General features: G+C 54.9%; 14 protein-coding genes. 6 read left to right on the forward strand and 8 right to left on the reverse strand.

Annotated features, from left to right (window positions below; all coding sequences use genetic code 11):
• Positions 1-97 precede the first annotated feature (97 nt).
• Complete coding sequence (locus tag RUDLU_RS0110430) at positions 98-1,387, forward strand: sensor histidine kinase (protein ID WP_019988322.1); 1,290 nt, start codon at positions 98-100, stop codon at positions 1,385-1,387.
• Between the two features lie 140 nt (positions 1,388-1,527).
• Here RUDLU_RS0110430 and RUDLU_RS0110435 read toward each other — a convergent pair whose 3' ends face one another.
• From RUDLU_RS0110435 to RUDLU_RS0110445, 3 genes are all read right to left on the reverse strand, one after another.
• Complete coding sequence (locus RUDLU_RS0110435) at positions 1,528-2,757, reverse strand: MFS transporter (RefSeq protein ID WP_019988323.1); 1,230 nt, start codon at positions 2,755-2,757, stop codon at positions 1,528-1,530.
• Positions 2,758-3,355: 598 nt separating this feature from the next.
• Positions 3,356-3,904, reverse strand: coding sequence for a hypothetical protein (locus RUDLU_RS0110440; protein WP_157580157.1), 549 nt, complete (start codon positions 3,902-3,904; stop codon positions 3,356-3,358).
• 335 nt (positions 3,905-4,239) lie between these two features.
• The gene (locus RUDLU_RS0110445; protein ID WP_019988325.1) at positions 4,240-4,929 is read right to left on the reverse strand and encodes a hypothetical protein; all 690 of its coding nucleotides are present in this window, start codon (positions 4,927-4,929) and stop codon (positions 4,240-4,242) included.
• A 592-nt stretch (positions 4,930-5,521) separates the two neighbouring features.
• Here RUDLU_RS0110445 and RUDLU_RS0110450 point away from each other — a divergent pair.
• Positions 5,522-5,935 carry an SPW repeat domain-containing protein gene (locus tag RUDLU_RS0110450; protein ID WP_245581653.1) on the forward strand — a complete coding sequence of 138 codons (414 nt, stop codon included), beginning with the start codon at positions 5,522-5,524 and terminating at the stop codon, positions 5,933-5,935.
• 305 nt (positions 5,936-6,240) lie between these two features.
• Here RUDLU_RS0110450 and RUDLU_RS0110455 read toward each other — a convergent pair whose 3' ends face one another.
• The 4 genes from RUDLU_RS0110455 to RUDLU_RS0110470 form a co-directional block, all read right to left on the reverse strand.
• A complete protein-coding gene (locus RUDLU_RS0110455; protein WP_019988327.1) occupies positions 6,241-7,515 on the reverse strand; it encodes a glycosyltransferase in 1,275 nt (424 codons plus the stop codon).
• Between the two features lie 82 nt (positions 7,516-7,597).
• A complete protein-coding gene (locus tag RUDLU_RS0110460; RefSeq protein ID WP_019988328.1) occupies positions 7,598-8,392 on the reverse strand; it encodes a response regulator transcription factor in 795 nt (264 codons plus the stop codon).
• 37 nt (positions 8,393-8,429) lie between these two features.
• Positions 8,430-8,918: a response regulator gene (locus tag RUDLU_RS27280; protein WP_019988329.1), complete on the reverse strand. Its 489-nt coding sequence runs from the start codon at positions 8,916-8,918 to the stop codon at positions 8,430-8,432.
• A gap of 238 nt (positions 8,919-9,156) precedes the next feature.
• Positions 9,157-12,003, reverse strand: a complete 2,847-nt coding sequence (locus RUDLU_RS0110470; RefSeq protein WP_019988330.1) for a putative LPS assembly protein LptD — start codon at positions 12,001-12,003, stop codon at positions 9,157-9,159.
• Positions 12,004-12,224: 221 nt separating this feature from the next.
• On the opposite strand from RUDLU_RS0110470, the gene RUDLU_RS0110475 reads away from it, so the two are divergent.
• From RUDLU_RS0110475 to RUDLU_RS0110490, 4 genes are all read left to right on the forward strand, one after another.
• The gene (locus tag RUDLU_RS0110475; protein ID WP_019988331.1) at positions 12,225-13,109 is read left to right on the forward strand and encodes an N-acetylmuramoyl-L-alanine amidase family protein; all 885 of its coding nucleotides are present in this window, start codon (positions 12,225-12,227) and stop codon (positions 13,107-13,109) included.
• A gap of 345 nt (positions 13,110-13,454) precedes the next feature.
• Positions 13,455-14,456 carry an MlaD family protein gene (locus RUDLU_RS0110480; RefSeq protein WP_027302947.1) on the forward strand — a complete coding sequence of 334 codons (1,002 nt, stop codon included), beginning with the start codon at positions 13,455-13,457 and terminating at the stop codon, positions 14,454-14,456.
• Between the two features lie 66 nt (positions 14,457-14,522).
• Positions 14,523-15,104 (forward strand): Uma2 family endonuclease, encoded by a 582-nt coding sequence (locus RUDLU_RS0110485; protein WP_019988333.1) that lies wholly within the window; start codon positions 14,523-14,525, stop codon positions 15,102-15,104.
• 148 nt (positions 15,105-15,252) lie between these two features.
• Entirely contained in the window at positions 15,253-16,914 is a 1,662-nt protein-coding gene (locus tag RUDLU_RS0110490; RefSeq protein WP_019988334.1) for an acyl-CoA carboxylase subunit beta, read from the forward strand.
• Position 16,915: 1 nt separating this feature from the next.
• On the opposite strand, the gene RUDLU_RS0110495 is transcribed toward RUDLU_RS0110490, so the two are convergent.
• Entirely contained in the window at positions 16,916-17,137 is a 222-nt protein-coding gene (locus RUDLU_RS0110495) for a Kazal-type serine protease inhibitor family protein (RefSeq protein WP_019988335.1), read from the reverse strand.
• Positions 17,138-17,267: the final 130 nt, after the last annotated feature.

The following is a 17,267-nucleotide window of genomic DNA, read 5'->3' on the forward strand; positions in this document are numbered from 1 at the left end:
CGAGTGAGGATTCGGTCCCGGCTGCGGGGTCGGGATCGGTGGCGCAAACCTTCACCCCACAACCGGGTTAATTCACTACACGCAACCATTCTCCCCTATGGCAAAAGTAAGTCGTCCCTTTTTGGGTCAGGTAAAGCATCTTGCCGACTATTTGGCCACTCGTCGGGAAACGATTTTGAATAGCTGGCGTACCCAATGCGCTGCGGACAGTGATCTCCATAAACGCCTGAGCCTATCGCGTGAAGAATTTATTGACCAAGTCCCGGTTTTACTCAATGTACTTCAGGACCGGCTTCTGGATAAACCGATCTCGGCCGACCCGACCGAAACGGCAAGCGAACACGGCTGGCACCGCTGGCAGCGCGGTTACTCCCTACAGGAACTCCTTAATGAACTCGATAAGCTGTACGAGACGCTGTCCGACGAAATTGACACCTACCTGACCCTGTACCCCGACACCCCCGCCCCCGTGACGGCCGTAGCCCACCGGCAGGTGCTGGTACTTGCCCGCGAAATAAACCGGGGCAGCGTGATGTATTACGACTCGCTCCGCCAGACCAGTGCCGCCGAACGGGCCGAACAGCTCCAGTCGGCCCTGAACCAGCTGAATCAGATAACCCGGGAGCGCGGTGAGCACCTCCGCCAAACCTCACACGACCTGCGTAGTAGTTTCGGTGCTCTGTTTGGAGCGGCCAACCTACTCACCCTACCCAGCACCCCCTCCGAACAAACGCAGTACATCGAGATTCTGAACCGGAACCTGTCGTCTATCCAGCATGTGCTGCTGCAAATGACAGACTTTGCCCGCATTGAGGCCGGGCAGGAGCAACTCACGCTCAAACCCTTCGATGCGGCCCACCTGTTGCGCGACCTCGTCAAACAGGCTCAGCCCATATCGGCTGAACGGCAGCTTGTGCTCCGCGCCGACGGCCCCGACAGTTTACCCGTACTGAGCGATCCCGGCAAAGTGCAGCGAATCATCCAGAATCTGCTCCTGAGCGCGTTGCGCCATACGCAGCGGGGCTGGGTCAATGTTTCGTGGGCACCCGAAAGCGATACCCGCTGGACCCTCAGCGTGCAGGATTCAGGCCCCGGCCTGACGCATGGCCCGGCGGCCCTGCTCGCCGAACAACTAAGCCCGCAGATTGAGGTGCCCAGCTCGCAACGACTGACGGAAACCGAAAAAGCCCTCAGCAAACCCATACCGAACACCAAAAGCCCGGCGCGCTCCACCCAAAAGCAGGGCGAGGATATTGGCTTGTTTATCGTGAAACAGTTGTGCGAACAGCTGAAAGCGACGATGGAGATCGAGTCGTCGGCCGAAGGGGGTACGCTCGTGCGTATCAGCATGCTCACGCATCAGGAGGCTCCTTCAGCAGAACGGTGAGGCTGGATACCAAAGCACCTTCGCGAGTCCGGTTTACCATAGAAGCTCGTTGGGCTGTTTCATCAAACACGGAGAGGGTTTGGTGCAGAATGGCCTTTTACCAAGGGACTTAATCAGAGAGTATTTAAGAGGCCCCCGTCTCAGGCATCGGTGTACTGACGGGCCGTATCGGGCAACCGCAGGCTCCAGAACACTACGGCCATTAGGCTGAGGGCGCAAAACACAAACGGAGCCTGTGGGCTCACCGACGACAACAAACTGTTGACTAACGCCGTACTGAAACTGGCCAGCCCGCCCAGCGCCTGAATATTGCCGAACACCTCGCCCTGCCCGCCACCGGCTTTGGTGATCTGCGACAAAATACTGCCAATCAGCCCGCTCAGCACCGATACCGTCAAGGCATCAATACCACCCACCACGTACAACATGGTCTCCGACGGGCCAATAAACGCATACAACATCTGCAACACAATACCCAGCAACGCCAGCCCGATTATCACCTTGCGCTTGTGCACCCGGTGGGCCAGAAACCGGAAGAAAACCACATTGGCCAGCAGGGCCAGCGCACCGAAATAAACAAAGAAAACTGCCGTTTGCCGGGTCGACATGAGCAATTGGCTCTGGGTGAGGAAAGCCACAAAAAAAGTGTAATAGCCAATACCCAGCGTGCCGAGCATGTTCAGGATAAACACCGGCTTAATACCCGGCACTTTCTCTTCCGACTCGTTGAGCTGCTGCCAGAGGGTAACCACCTTAATGGAACTGAGCATCTTCTCTTTGATCTGATCGGGGTCGAGTTCCTCCCGTTTAGGATTCGTTTCGCGGAAGGTCAAAGCCAGCCCTATGTTGAGTAATCCCACCGCCAGCAGAAACAAGACGGTTGGCACAGGGTCGAAGCGCACAGCACTGGTCGAGAGCAGAAACAGGCCCGCTACCATCGGCCCCACTACCGGCCCTGAGCCGACAATAAAACTCAATATTCCCGACCATCTGACCAGCTCCTGCTTGTCGGTCAGGTCGGTAATGGACGAGCGCAGCACAGCGTAGAGTCCGTTGGTACCGCCTTTGGCTACCCGATTGGCCACGTAGGTGCCTGCCTGCACCTGTAGCAGCAGTAATGTCGACAGAAACGATGCCAGTGTAGTGGCCAGAATCACGCGTCGGCGGCCTTTTTTGTCGGACCAGTTACCGATAGCGGGCGAAAACGCCAGCTGAATACTCAGCATCACGGCTACCCCGCCCGTCAGCATGAGCGATTTAGCGGGCAGGTCGACGACGTAATCACTGATGAGAGCACCCAGGCCATTGGCGGCCGTCACATCGAGCAAGGCAATACAAAGAATAAGCAGCAGTTGGCGGTTTTTGGTCATTCGCAGGCGGAGCCACCCGGTCAGAGGGCTCGTCAGAGTGAAGCAACAAAACGAGGAAGTCTGGCAAAGGGAGGGGTAAAAACTATACCATCGAGCCGGGGGATTGGCTCATGAACCTGAGCAAACGGTACCGCCCGCACCGTTGCCTCACTCGGCTGTCAGCTGCGTACTGCTGAGCCGTACACCTGACGCTTAATTAGCCCCTCATTTCCGACTCGGTAACTTCGCTGTTTTGCGCATCTCATCGCGCCTTCGCCAATTTTTCGGGGAAGCGTACTTTGCTACGATACTCCTACAGAGCAGGGGCAGTACGCCCAATGGGAGCCTTGCGCTTATTGAGGTCCTGAACTGTATGGATGCTGCTTAAGATTTAGCAAATTTCTATTGGGCTAAGAGACTGCGTAGTCTTTCTTCAAACTGGCCATTGCCCCCAACGCCAACGGGTGTTGATAGATGAAGGCAAGATAAGCTAAAACTCAGGTACGTTGCTACCTTTACACCTCATTCAAGTTGGGCTGCCGCACTGGCCTACGTCGAGTGATGCTTGTCCCAGGTAAGTGGACCCCGCAGAGCGAACCAACCAAATACATAACAGAAATTAATCACCCATAAATTGGTTGTAAGCAGCTTCAAAAGCTTGAGTAGCTTCCTGAATTTTGAACGAACCATATGAAGCGGGGTGCGCCCAATTGCAGGCAATATAATTGGGGAAAGCGGGGCCAAAATAGTTTTTGTGCCAAGCTAAATGACTGGCAAGGCGACGCCCTACTACTACGACAAGATCAGGCTTCAACCGCTCTAACACAGCTCGGTAAGCTTGGTCAGAATTAGCAAACATAGTATTGGTCGGACGTATTCCAGGCCTTGCCCCAACAATAACCTGAACATAATTATAAAAAGCCACCCTGTCCCACAGGCTTGGAGCGGTTAGATTGTCAAGCTGCTTGTCGATGGACTTGGCAATAAGGGTAAAGAAGCGGTGACTTTGCCCGTTCTGCCTTTGAGCGTTTTCTTGAACTATCTTTTGAGTGAAGTCGCTTTGTTGATCGCCTTCGCCTGCATAATGCGACTCACCTAATACAAGGATTTTAGGCGATTGAGAATAATAATCTTTGCCTACAAACGGCTCAAAATTAATGTCATACATAGCAATCAGTAGGTTGTGGATATACTTTTGAAAACTGAGACCTAGCATCTGCGTTCTGTACAGTGATGCTTGACCTGTCGGCCGGAACGCGAAACACCATCAATAAACACTTACTATCAACTCGTTATCCTTTCGCAGGGAACCTGCCTTGCACTCACATCTTGTTTGGAATCACCCAACGCCCACGGGGGTTAATGAATAAAAAAGTTATTTCACTGAACGCGAGAGACTTGTAACCTTTAAACCCCTGTTCATGTTGGGTTGTCGCTCAACCCAGGAACGTACTACTTGTCGATGGAGAGCTGCCCACACGGAGCGAATAATTTACTAACTATTCAATTACTCTGAGAAATTCTTGCAAGTAGTTGTCGAAACAATAGCTTGTACAAACACGCAATATTGTGAATTTCTTTTTTTGACAATCCTGATTGTGTTCTGAATTCTAAAGGTAATTCTTCATCCGAAACGAACCTCTTTTTAGAAGTACCTTCTTTTACAAAACCTTTCATCTCTAATATTTCAGAACCCGCTCTTGTACCAGCACAAAGAAAGACTTTATCTGGTTCAATATTCTTGTAAGCGGCAATCCTTAAACTGGTATCATAGATTGATAATTCACCAAACCCCCTAACCTTACATTCAGTCACTATTTTCATAATCTGGTCAAAGGTGGTAGCATTCTCTAAATCGTTAAATCTGGTTAACAGATTGTTTCTGACCAGTTTTGTAATTTCTTTTGAAACTCCTCGTGTATTCCCTTCTTTGTCAGTAAAGACATCTTGGTGACCATGTCTAATAAAGTAGGCCATTCCTCTATTTGTGATTTTGAATGTCCCATCTGCTGCAAAAACAATTACCTCTGTAAGATTAGGAAGTTCTTTGTAAAAATTCAGATACTTATCCAAATAATCCGCTTGTGATTCAAGTACAAAAACTGTATTGATAGGCTCTCCATCACTATCGTTGTATTTAAAGAATGAAAATTCTTCGTTTTTGTACCTAAAAAGTATGTCATTAAGCGTCATTATTTTAAAAAGTTATGTGTCGATAATTCAGTTTGCCTAACTCATCCAACTTGGGCGTTCACGCTGTAAGCCGGAAGCTGCCTTACGGATCACAACCTGACCGCAGGGGACGTTCGCCCTGTCAGCCAGAATCCGCCCCGCAAGCCCCAACTTCCATAACCGGGGCGTTCGCATTGTCGCCGAGACGACGGCAAACAAGCCACGGCTTGACCCTGCACCCAACACACTATTGTACGTAAACTCGCGGAACTACAAAGGCTTTATACTGACACGTTTGTCGTTCTGCGACGGACTTTATGACTGGTCCCATGAATAGGTTACCCTATTTGCCTAAAATAAACCGAATGGTTCCTTATTTCCAAATGAGTTACTTACGTTTGCTTCATGAATCGCGCAGTTGTTGACCCCCAATTTATTATCCGGTATTAGGACATCGACGGTCATCCTAATTACCTCTTCGAGGCCGCCAAGCAACTGTATCAGCCAATAACCGTCTCGCGAACCTGAGCCAACGGGCACATACGCACCGTTGCCTCACTCAGTCGCCGGATGCCCGGCACGTACCGGCTGTAGGTTGTTAAAAACACATCAGGTGACCCAACAACCAGCCCGCTTCGGGGTGCTGTTGTTATTAACGATGGAGTACATGAGCCGGAAACCCATTCCAACCAAAGTCCACGGCATGCTGGACTATGCCAGCGGGGCTTTGTTTATTGCGTCGCCCTGGCTTTTCAAGTTTGCCGATAACAAAGCAGCCCGGCGGGTGGCCGTTGGCACGGGTGTTGCCGTGCTCGGTTTGTCGGCACTAACAAATTACGAAGCTGGCCTGTCGCGGCAGATACCCATGCGTACGCACCTCAACGTCGATACGCTTAACGGGGTGCTGGTGGCAGCTTCGCCCTGGCTATTTGGCTTCGCGAAACGCAAATACTGGCCGCATCTGGCCTTTGGTTTGCTCGAAGTGGGAGCTGGCTTGCTGACCCGGCGCAAACCCGCCGATGTCTGATAAACGCAGCTCTGTTACAACACAAACATGAGTCATCCCGAATTTTCAACATCTTGATGGTTCAGGCCCAAGTTCCCCTTGCATGCCCCGTTAGGGGCTTAATGTTTGTAGCTAACGGGGAAAATGATCCAAATAGCCGAGCCCCGAAGGGGCGTAACTTGATTCGAGTTACGCCCCTTCGGGGCTCTGGTTCTCTTGAGAGACGTCTTTTCTAGCAACATTGGGCCCCTAACGGGGCGTTGGGTTGGGTCGAGGCCTAGACTACCCTAAAATTCGGGATGACTCATGTTTCTTATAGCGGCCTCCTACCCCACCAGCAGCTGGGTTTTCATGATGCGCTGCATCTGCTGCCAGGTATTCTCCCACGACTGCTCGCGTAGAAACTGCTCCAGCTGGGGGCCATCGCTATCGTCGGACCGGTGGAGCAGAGACGCCAGGCGGGTGCTCAGTTCCTCGGCCGACCCGGCAATGCAAACGCGCTCCCAGCCACCGTAACTCCGCACCACATCGCGCACCGGGGTCGACAGAACCGGCAACCCGGCCGCCAGGTATTCGGGCGTTTTGGTGGGGCTGATGTATTTGGTGGCGGCATTGATGGCAAAGGGCATAAGCGCGGCCTGCCAGTTGCTGAAATAAGCGGGCAGATCATCGTAGGCCTTCATACCCAGAAAATGCAGGTTCGGGTGCCTGGGTAACTGGTCGGGGTGAATCTTGGCCACCGGTCCCAGAAACACAAACTGCCAGTCGGGCCGGTGCTGCACCAGCTGGTCAATCAGGGCCAGATCGAGCCGTTCGTCGATAACCCCGCTGTATCCAATTCGGGGGCCTACGATGCCCTGCTGATCGGCCGGGTTGGGCAAGCCTGCCCGCGCCTGTACAAAGTGGTCGTAATCAATACAGCTCGGAAATGGGTACGCCCGCGTGTGGTGCTTCTGTTTGGCTTCGTACAGGCTGTAGCCGCCCGTAAACACCAGATTAGCCCGGTGCATGAGTCGCTGCTCCTGCTCAATAAGCAAGGGCGGTGCGCCCATAAACGCCGACAGTTCGTCCATACAATCGTACACGGTCAGGCGCGGATGCAGGTGATCGCTGAAGAGCATGGCCATGGGCGTGTAATACCAGACCGCGTAGTTCTGAATCCGGTGATCGGCCCGCAACTGATCCACCATCGCCCGCTGTAGTCGGATGGCCTCGTCGGGGGTAGTACCGTGGGGCAAATGGGGCTCTACCACGTATAGCTGATGCCCCGCCAACCGCACCCGCAAGCCGGGCGTATCGCTCCAGACGGGCTCCTCCACATACCACACCCGCCAACGCCGGGCGGCACGTGTCAGCAAATGCTGAGGCCGCTGATACACAAAATTCCAGCGCAGGTGCGAAAAGCAAAGCAGATCGTCAATATCGTCGGGAGTCGCCGAAGTGGCCGCGCGGGCACCCGGCGTAGTTAAGTCGGGGCTGATTCGTAGCCCCTTCGGGATGGTATTGGGTGCGGTGGTGGCAGAAGAGAGTATGTCGTTGCTGCTGTTCATGTTGAAACCGTTGAGTGCGCGCCGGGCGCGGCCATGGATACTACTGTACATGACAACGGGCGAGCATCAAGGAGTAGTCATAAGTCGAAGACGCTGAATGAGGTAACGGTCCGCCAGACAGGCGGCCTACCCGCTACACCTCTTCGGGTGGTAGCTGCACTACCGTGAGCCAGTACGTACACAACTGCCGAACAAGCCGCGTAAACGAGGCCGGGTCGTCGGGAACCACCACCACCGAGTTGGCATCGAGTTGATAGGCCTGCATGGTATCCTGCTCCGACCCTGCCAGCCACACCACCGGAATGGCCCGCAGCTGCGGATGGGTTTTAAGCGTTCGTAACGTAAGCACTCGGTCGGGGCGATTCAGCCGGGCGTCGATCAGAATGAGCGAAGGCCAGGTAGCCGTGGGTTTAAGCAACAGCGCATTGGCCAGCCCCGCCCCCTGCTCAAGAGCCTGTAGGGTACAGGCTATGTCTGCCGTTTCGATGCACTCGCGGGTCAGCAACAGGGCGTCGCCAGTCATCAGAGCCAGCAACCGGGGCAGCGGGGGTCGGTAAGGCGTAGCCCGCCCGGCGGGTTCGGGCATTACCGAAGGGGCCTCGGGCAAGGCCGGGCCGGGCCGACACAGCGTTTGCTGCACATCGCGCCAGCGTCGGCGGCTCACAGGCAATTGGGTACCGTCTTTCATGCGCACCGCGCCCGCCATCTTGGGGCCCGGTGGCGACTGTACTTCGTCAACAAAAACCGGGTTGATCAAGGCTGTTTTATGAATCCGCACAAAGCCCGGCAATCGCTCCTCAAAATAAGTCAGCGGCTTAGCCAGCAAGCGTCGCTCGCCGTTCCGAAACTGCAACCACGTATAGTTGTTGGCCCCGGAAAAGTAAGCGAGCAGCGACGGGTGTTCGAGAAGATCATGGATGAATTGCACGTACGAAAGAAGAGTTGAAGAAGGTGGACAAACGAGTTCAGGAATGATTGGGGCTCGATACGGCGGGCACAAGCTGCCAGTTGGTATCGACCCAGTAGTGGCAGGTCAGCCCCAGCAGCTGCTGCATGGCCTCTATCCCGATCGGTTTGGGTAGGCAGGAATTGGCACCGGCTTCGTAACAGGCCCGGATTTCTTCGGCCGACGACGAACTCGTGACAATCACTACCGGTATGTTTTTGAGCGCCGGATCGTCTTTGAGTTGCGCCAGGGTCTGTTTCCCGTCCAGATAGGGCATATGCAGGTCGAGCAGAATCAAGGCCGGCAAAGAAGCCTCGGCCTCTGGCGATCGGGCCGGAATCTGACGTAAATGGGTCAGCAACGCATCTCCGCCCGGAAAAAGCGCCACTCTGTACTGCGTCAGAAACCGATCGAAAATCTGTTGGACCAGAAACCGGTAGTCGGCCGTATCATCCACGATATACACCCTGGGCGATGGTTGGGTCGAAACATCAGCCTTTTTGTTCATACTATCTGATCTGTTCAAGCCCCTGCCCATTATCGGGAATCGAACAGGGGGCGGATCGCTCGTACATAGCAACCCATACCGAATATTCTACAATTACACTATACTAAAAACGGTACTTCAACAGAACTCAAATGTTTGACCCGCGCGATAGGGTAGCAAGGCAACGGTCCCTAAACACAAAACCGGCCGACGGGTTTTGCATCCCGTCGGCCGGTTGGTTGTGGTGTACAGCGCTGGTTTAGAAGCCGCCCCGATCGTAGAAACTCCGCCGACGGCTCAGCTTAAGCTCCTGCAAAATGGCCGACCGCACCCGCAGGTCGAACGAGTAGTTGCCGCTGCGGAGGGCGCTGCCCGAAAACGGCGTCCAGTTGAACGCCATATCCCAGCAATGCAGGTCGCGGTTGATACCCACCGTAGTCAGCGAGGGCCGCTTGGCCTTGATATCGAAGCCCGACTGCACGGTAAACTTCCACTTGGGCGTCAGGCTGAAATCCCCATTGAGCGTAACGGCCTGAATGATGTTCGACTGCGACGGGTCAATTTGGGTATAGCCGAACGAATAGCTCACGTTAAGCGACCAGGGAATATTGAAATCAACGTACAGGTCGGGGTTGGCGTTGATGGCCCGCATGGTCACATCGTTGGTGCCGGGTACGGGTTTCTTGGGCTTATCGGCCCCTTTGGGCACAATACGACCGCTCACGTACACCTGCGCACTCGTGAGCCGCGCGAGCCCCTGCCCCTGCCGAATGGCGTACACCGGAATCCGCTCGAACTGCCGGGCGCCGGTGGTCGTTTTGTTGATTTCACGGTAGGCGTAGGGGTCAAAATTGGCCGCAAAGTTGAAGCTGATATTCTTGAAAATCTGCGTATTGGCGCTCAACGATATATTCGACAGGTTGAACACCGGCGCGTTGAGGTCGTAGCTACCGTTGAGGCTGATATTATCGAAAATTGACACCTTCTTAAACTCCTGCCCCGCCGAGTCGTTGCGCGCCCTGACCTTCATTTCGAGCTGATTGACAATCCCGAAGGAGACAATCGCATTGGCTTTGCCGGTGCCGCCGGACGATGCCCCCCCGATGCCCCGGTAGCGCGACACGTACCGCCGATACTCAGGCAATCCCGGAATGGGCAGGTACTGCGTAAACCCAAACGACGGGTTGGAGAAGTTAGGCACGTACGCCAGCGATACCGAAGGCGCTATGGTATGCCGGATGGCCTGTAGCCGTTTGCCTTTGAAAAACACCGTTCCGTAAGCGCGGGTGTTCATGCTCACGCTTGTGGCAAAGTTGTACACGGTAGACAGGCCAGCGAGCGTATCAATCCGCACTGAGTCGCCCCCCAGGTAGGTGTAATTGAGCTTTTTCCGATAAATATCTCCGTTGAACGAGAAACCGGGCGTCAGGTTAATGTATTTGGCAAGCTTGATGTTGGGCAACGAAATCGGGATGCTGTACCGGCCCGTAACGAGGGCGTTGCGCAACAGGGCGGGCATATTGGCCAGATTGAAAGCTACCAGGTTGGGATCGGAAATGAGCGCACCGTTTTGCCGGATCAGACCCAGCCGGATACTATCGGCGCGGGCAAGGCTATCGCGAACAATATCGCCCCGTGGCCGAAGCCGTGCCCCCGTACCCACAATCCGAAAGCCCAAACCCGACGTATCAATCCGGTTAGTATTGACCGAGTTGGTGACCGTAGCGGCCCCGTTGAAATCAAAACCTACCCGAAACGATTCGTACCACTTGCCCGAGCCACCTTTGAGAGCAAACGGTGCAATCTGGTTCAGACCAAACGAAACATCGGTGGCTACGTCGGTTTTACCGTTTTGCCGAATGCCGGTGCGCGGGTCGGTTTGCCCGAACTGCTGATTGACCCGGAAACTGGAGCTGGTTCGGATATACTGGCCCACCTGACGGCTGTACTGCACCGACGACCCCGCCACGTTGGACACGTACCGTTGTGCATCGGCGGTATTGAACTGGTTAAAGCTGTTGCTGCTGATGTTGACGTTGGCCGAAAACGTACTCCGCTTGCCCAAGTTCTGGGGCGTGTGCGACCAGGTGACGGCAAAATCGTTACGGGGCGACTGCGTCTTATCGACCCGGTCGCCGGAGCGGTTACGGGCAAAGCGCAGGTCGAAGCCCCCACTGTAGCGGTAGCGTTTGTTGTAGGCTCCGGTGGTGCCCACCCCCCAACTACCCCGCGAGTAAATCTGGCCTTTAAACTGAAGGCCAATATTCTCGTTCACGGCCCAGTAGTAGCCCCCATCGCGCAGGTAGTAACCGCGCCCGTTGGGTTCCTCGCCATACTGCGGAATAAGCACCCCCGACACACCAATATCTTTCTTCTTGGGGAACGGGAAGAACCCAAACGGCAAGCCAATCGGCAATGGTATCTGATTGATAACCAAGTTAAACGGCCCGGCAATTACCTGTTTATTGTGCACCACCTTCAGCTTGCTGGCGTTAATATGGAAGTGGGGCGTAGCCAGGTTACAGGTGGTGTAAATAGCCCCCCGGATGTACATGTTATTCTCGGCATCCTTCTTCACGCTATTCCCCCGGATATTGCCCTCGCCCTGCTGCGTCACTACGCCCTGAATCTTGCCTTTCTTCGACCGGAAATTGTACCGGATCTCCTTGGCATCGTACTGATCGCCCCCGTCTTTAAATACGGGTTGCCCAATGAGCTTGCGGGCCGTGGAGTCGTAGCGACCCCGCGCAAACACCTCGTTGGTGGTGTAATTGAGCCGGATATAGTCGGCCTTGAGCGAAATGTCGCCGTACTCCACGTTAGCATCACCAAACAGTTCGACCACCTGCCCATCGGCCGCGTAAATCGTCGAATCTTTTGAGGAGTATTTCACTGTGGTTCTAAACGCCTGATCGGCCGCGAGCGAATCCTGCAAGGTGGAGTCCCGAACGGCGGCCAACCCGGTGGTGTCGCCGGGGGCTCCGGTGCGGGTACGCAGGTTGAGCGAACGCCGGCTCCGCACGGCCGTGCCCGACGTGGGCGTAGCCGAAGCGGGTGGTGTCGCCGGTAACGAATTTATCCCCGCTGGCGTGGGCCGATCCGGCACGGTTTGTGTTGGAACAGTAGCCGGAGGCAATCCACCTTTTGGCGGTAATACCGGAACCTGCTGAGCCACAGCCACCAAACTACCTAAGCAAAGCCATAGGATAGTAAGGTACGGCACCAGCTTCGGCAAGCGGCTGAATGGTAAAATAAAGTATGCTTTTTTTAGTTCTACCAATGGAAGTAATCTGTCAAACGCGGGGAATAAGCCCATTGCACAAAGGTATGACGAACGTGAGTCCCATCATTGCGTTGAAACGGAACAGTCTGTTAAAAATTATTAAGGATACGGTGAAAGCTTCGGTTATCGTTTGGCCCCTGCTGGCCATGACGGCCCTGCCCAAACCCGCCCTGCTTCCGCAGGATACCATTCCGGCCTCTACCGCCGATGCCGGCCGCGGCAATCAGCTACGTACCGTGGTGATCGACCCCGGTCATGGCGGCAAAGACCCCGGTTGTATGACCTCGCGCAACCGTGAATCGCGGATTGTGCTCAAAATTGCGCTGCAACTGGCCAAAAAGATCAAGACCGACATGCCCGAAGTACGGGTAATTCTGACTCGGGCCAGCGACCATTTCGTAGACCTGGCCGAGCGGGCCGCCATTGCCAACCGCAACCGGGCCGACCTGTTTATCTCGATTCACGTAAACGCTCACCCCAAATCGAAGACCCTCCACGGTACCGAGACTTACACGTTAGGGTTGCATAAAACCGAAGGTAACCTGGAGGTAGCCCGCCGGGAAAACGCCGTTATCCTGAAGGAAGAAAACTACGAGCAAAAGTACAAAGGTTTCAACCCCAACTCGCCTTTGGCCCACATTATGCTGGCCAACTACCAGCACGCATTTATGGCCAGCAGTATCAACTTTGCCGAGAAGGTAGAACGCAGCTTTAAGCACAACGCCGAACGCCGGAGCCACGGTGTAAAGCAGGCAGGCTTTGTGGTCCTTTGGCGCACCACCATGCCCAGCGTACTGGTCGAGACAGGGTATCTGACCAACCCCGACGAAGAACGGTACCTGGCCTCGGCCGAAGGGCAGGACGCCATATCGACCTCGCTTTTCAAGGCCTTCGCTTCGTACAAATCGGAAATTGAGATGGCGAATTAATGGTGCGTGAAGAACAATGAGCTGGTTTGTACACACGGTGTACGCCCACTCATCATGGGTGTAGGACACGTTTGTGCCGACCAACCATCCGTTGCCCATTTACCACCCCCCGGCCCCCTCCTGAAAAACAGGAGGGGGAGCCAATGAAGGCCCCTTTTCTGCTCCCCCTCCTTAGTTCAAGGAGGGGGCCGGGGGGTGGTTGAAAGAACCGTTGGCAAACTTGCCTTACGCCCACTCATCATGTATTGGCGGGTACAGTTCTCTATCTTTTGTACTTTTGCGGGACAAAACCCGGTTTACGTGGGTTATATACGAAAGCAAATTTGACTCCTCGGTCAGCCATCCATGAAAATCTCCCAGGAAGTAAAGGTAGGGATCCTTGCGGTTGTTGCTCTGGCAATGTTTTACTTTGGATTCCAGTATTTAAAAGGTTCCGATTTTTTCTCTTCTGATAATCACTACCGCGTCATCTACGACAATGTAGATGGCCTCACGGCGTCGAATGCCGTTACGCTCAACGGCTTGGCCGTAGGCCGGGTCAAGCAAATTGAAATCCTTCAGGATCAGGGCAACAAGCTGATGGTTACGGTTGCCATTCAGAAACGAATTCAGATTGCCAAAGGCACGCGGGCTATTCTGGCCGACGGTGGGCTTTTGGGTGGCAAGGTGATTCAGTTGCAGATTCCGGCCCAAAACGGCCCTCTCGAAAACGAAGGAATGCTCGTAGCTGCCAAAGAGCAAGGCTTGCAGGCACTCATCCGCGAAAAAACGCTCCCCGTACTGAACAACGTTGACTCGCTCACCCGCAACCTCAACGTGATTGTGAAGTCGTTTGATCAGACCGGGGCCGCCCTCAACGCTACCCTGGCCAGTGCCAACCGCGTAACCGGCACCCTCGATCTGACCGTTCAGGAAAACCGGGCCGCTCTGCGTACTACCCTCGGCAACGTAAACCGGCTTTCGGCTTCGCTCATCGAAACAGAGCGTCAACTGAAACCCATTCTGGCCAAGGTCGACAACGTGGCCGACTCGCTGCGGGTGCTTGAGCTGCGGGCTACGCTCGCCAACGCCAACCGCACCGTCGATAATTTGCAGAAACTGCTGGCTGGTGTGCAGCAGGGCAAAGGCTCGCTCGGTAAGCTCACCTCCGACGAGGCTCTGTACACCAACGTAAACGCCACCACGGCCAGCCTCGAAAAGCTCCTCACCGACCTACGCGAGAACCCCAAACGGTACGTACATTTCTCTCTGTTTGGGCGTAAAGACAAAACGCAGCCTGCCCGGCCCGGTTCGGTCACGACCACCACGGTGATTACTACCCGCGCCGACTCGACCCAGCAACCGTAGGGGCTAACAGGTTGACTTTTAGCCTATCGCTGCGTAATTTCCCAAAAACAAACTCGGCCAACCGGTATGGTAGTTGCAGAAAAACAAAGTGTCAGCGCCGAAGAGTACCTGACCGCCGAACGGCAGGCACTCGAAAAGAGTGAGTTTTTGGACGGAGAAATTATTCCAATAGCTGGCGCAACCCGTAATCACAATCGAATCCGCGACAATGTAAATGGTAAGGTAATCCAGCATCTGGAAGAAGCCACTTGCCAATCGTTTTCATCCGACATGCGGGTGCACCTGCCCGAATCGGGCCTGTACGCTTACCCGGATATCGTGATTGTGTGCGGGGAGCCCCAGCTCATGCCCGATCAGTTTGATAACTTGCTCAATCCTACGGTGCTACTGGAAGTGATGTCGGAAGGCACCGAAGATTACGACCGGGGCCGCAAATTTCACCGGTACCGAGGCATTCCGTCGTTGCGCGAGTATATCCTCATCGACTCTTTGCGGGTGGGCGTAGAGGTCTGGACAAAGAGCGAACGGGGGCAGTGGACCTTGATTGAAGAAACCACCGACCCCGCCGGGCAATTCACCATTCAATCCATCGGGCTCACGGTTACGCTCAGGCAAGCCTACGCCCGCACCATTGATCTGATTCCCTGAAATATCGTCGGCCCGCCCGAAGAGGCAGCCTTTAACTCGCCCGGACTTCCCGCTTGCTAACACACCGGCAAGCGCGAGGCCCGGGCGATGTGGTAACAACCGCTTTATGTCGTAGGTTTATGCAATACAACAAACCATTCGACAGTACATGGCGAATACCTTTCAACACTTCATCGACGACCTTCAGACCCGCACCGCCCAAACCCAACTCGGCGGTGGCCCCAAAAAAATTGACGATCAGCACCGTAAAGGCAAACTAACCGCCCGCGAACGCATCTCGTACCTGACCGACCCCGACCGCCCGTTTGTTGAAATCGGCCTGTTTGTGGGCGAGGGCATGTACCCCGAACATGGCGGCTGCCCATCGGGTGGGGTGGTTACGGGCATCGGATACATTTCGGGCCAACAGTGCATGATTGTGGCCAACGACGCGACCGTGAAAGCCGGCGCCTGGTTTCCGATAACAGCCAAGAAAAACCTCCGCGCCCAGGAAATCGCTATTGAAAACCGCCTGCCCATTGTGTACCTCGTCGACAGTGCGGGCGTGTACCTCCCCTTGCAGGACGAAGTATTTGCCGACAAAGAACATTTCGGGCGCACGTTTCGGAACAACGCCAAACTCTCGGCCATGGGCGTGTTGCAGGTAGCCGCTATCATGGGCAGTTGCGTGGCCGGGGGCGCGTACCTGCCCATCATGTCCGACGAAGCCCTCATTGTGGAAGGCACGGGTAGTATCTACCTCGCGGGTCCGTATCTGGTTAAGGCAAGTATCGGCGAAGACGTCGACTCCGAAACCCTGGGCGGAGCCGTAACCCATACCGATATTTCGGGCGTAGTAGACAACCGTTACCCCGATGATCAGAGCTGTCTCGACGCCATCAAGCGCATTTTCGGACGCATGGGCACACCCGCCAACGCCGGATTCAGCCGGGTGACTCCCGCCCTGCCCGCCAAAAATCCCGCCGAGATTTACGAGCTACTCCCCACCGACCGCGTGAAGCCCTACGATATGCGCGAGATTCTGGAGCGGCTTGTAGACAACTCGGAGTTTGATGAGTACAAGCCGACCTATGGGCAGTCGTTGTTGTGCGGGTACGCCCGTATCGACGGCTGGGCGGTGGGCATTGTGGCCAATCAGCGCAAAGTAGTAAAGGCAAAAGGCAAAACCGGCGCGGGCTCGTCGGGCCCCGGAGCGCCGGCCGCCGGAACGCCGGCCGCTGAGTTGCAAATGGGCGGAGTTATCTACGGCGATGCCGCCGACAAGGCTGCCCGGTTTATCATGGTGTGCAACCAGAAACGCCTGCCCTTGGTGTTTGTTCAGGACGTAACGGGCTTCATGGTTGGGAGCCGGGCCGAGCAGAGCGGTATCATTAAAGACGGTGCCAAGATGGTCAATGCCATGGCCAACTCGGTAGTACCCAAATTCACGGTGGTGGTGGGCAACTCCTACGGCGCGGGCAACTACGCCATGTGTGGCCGCGCCTACGACCCACGCCTGATGGTAGCCTGGCCCACAGCCCAAATGGCCGTGATGAGCGGGGCATCGGCCGCAAAAACCCTGTTGCAGATTCAGGTGGCTACCCAGAAAGCGAAAGGGCAACCCATGACGCAGGAAGAGGAGCAGGCCCAACTCCGTAAAATCACCGATCAGTACAACGCGCAACTGTCGCCGTACTACGCAGCTGCCCGGCTTTGGGTCGACGCGGTCATCGACCCGCTTCAGACCCGGACGGTTCTATCGGAGGGAATTGCTGCCGCCAACCACGCGCCCATTGAGCGGTCTTTCTCAGTCGGCGTTATTCAGACGTAGCTTACTTCCCCCCGCACTCGCCATTGCTCACTACCCGAATACCCGAGCAGGCGGCCATGCAGGCGTTGCCATAGGTTTTACCATCACAGCCGCAAACGGGATCGTATTGTTGCGTGCAAAAACAGTCGGGGTTAACCCGGGCCACACAGTCGGCCTGAACGTCCTCGGTTTTCTCGCAGCTTAACAAACCGGCCAAAAGCACAATGGTCAAAAAAGCTTTCATGGAATACGTGAATGTACAATGTAAAATGAGTCATGAATAATTGGTTTACCTACTGATAACCAACCATTTCATTGTACATTTTACATTGTTCGTTATACATTAATTCGGCCTGACTACTTATCTGTTTAAG

Origin of the sequence: Rudanella lutea DSM 19387 (assembly GCF_000383955.1) — a bacterium.
In the GTDB taxonomy this organism is placed as follows: domain Bacteria; phylum Bacteroidota; class Bacteroidia; order Cytophagales; family Spirosomataceae; genus Rudanella; species Rudanella lutea.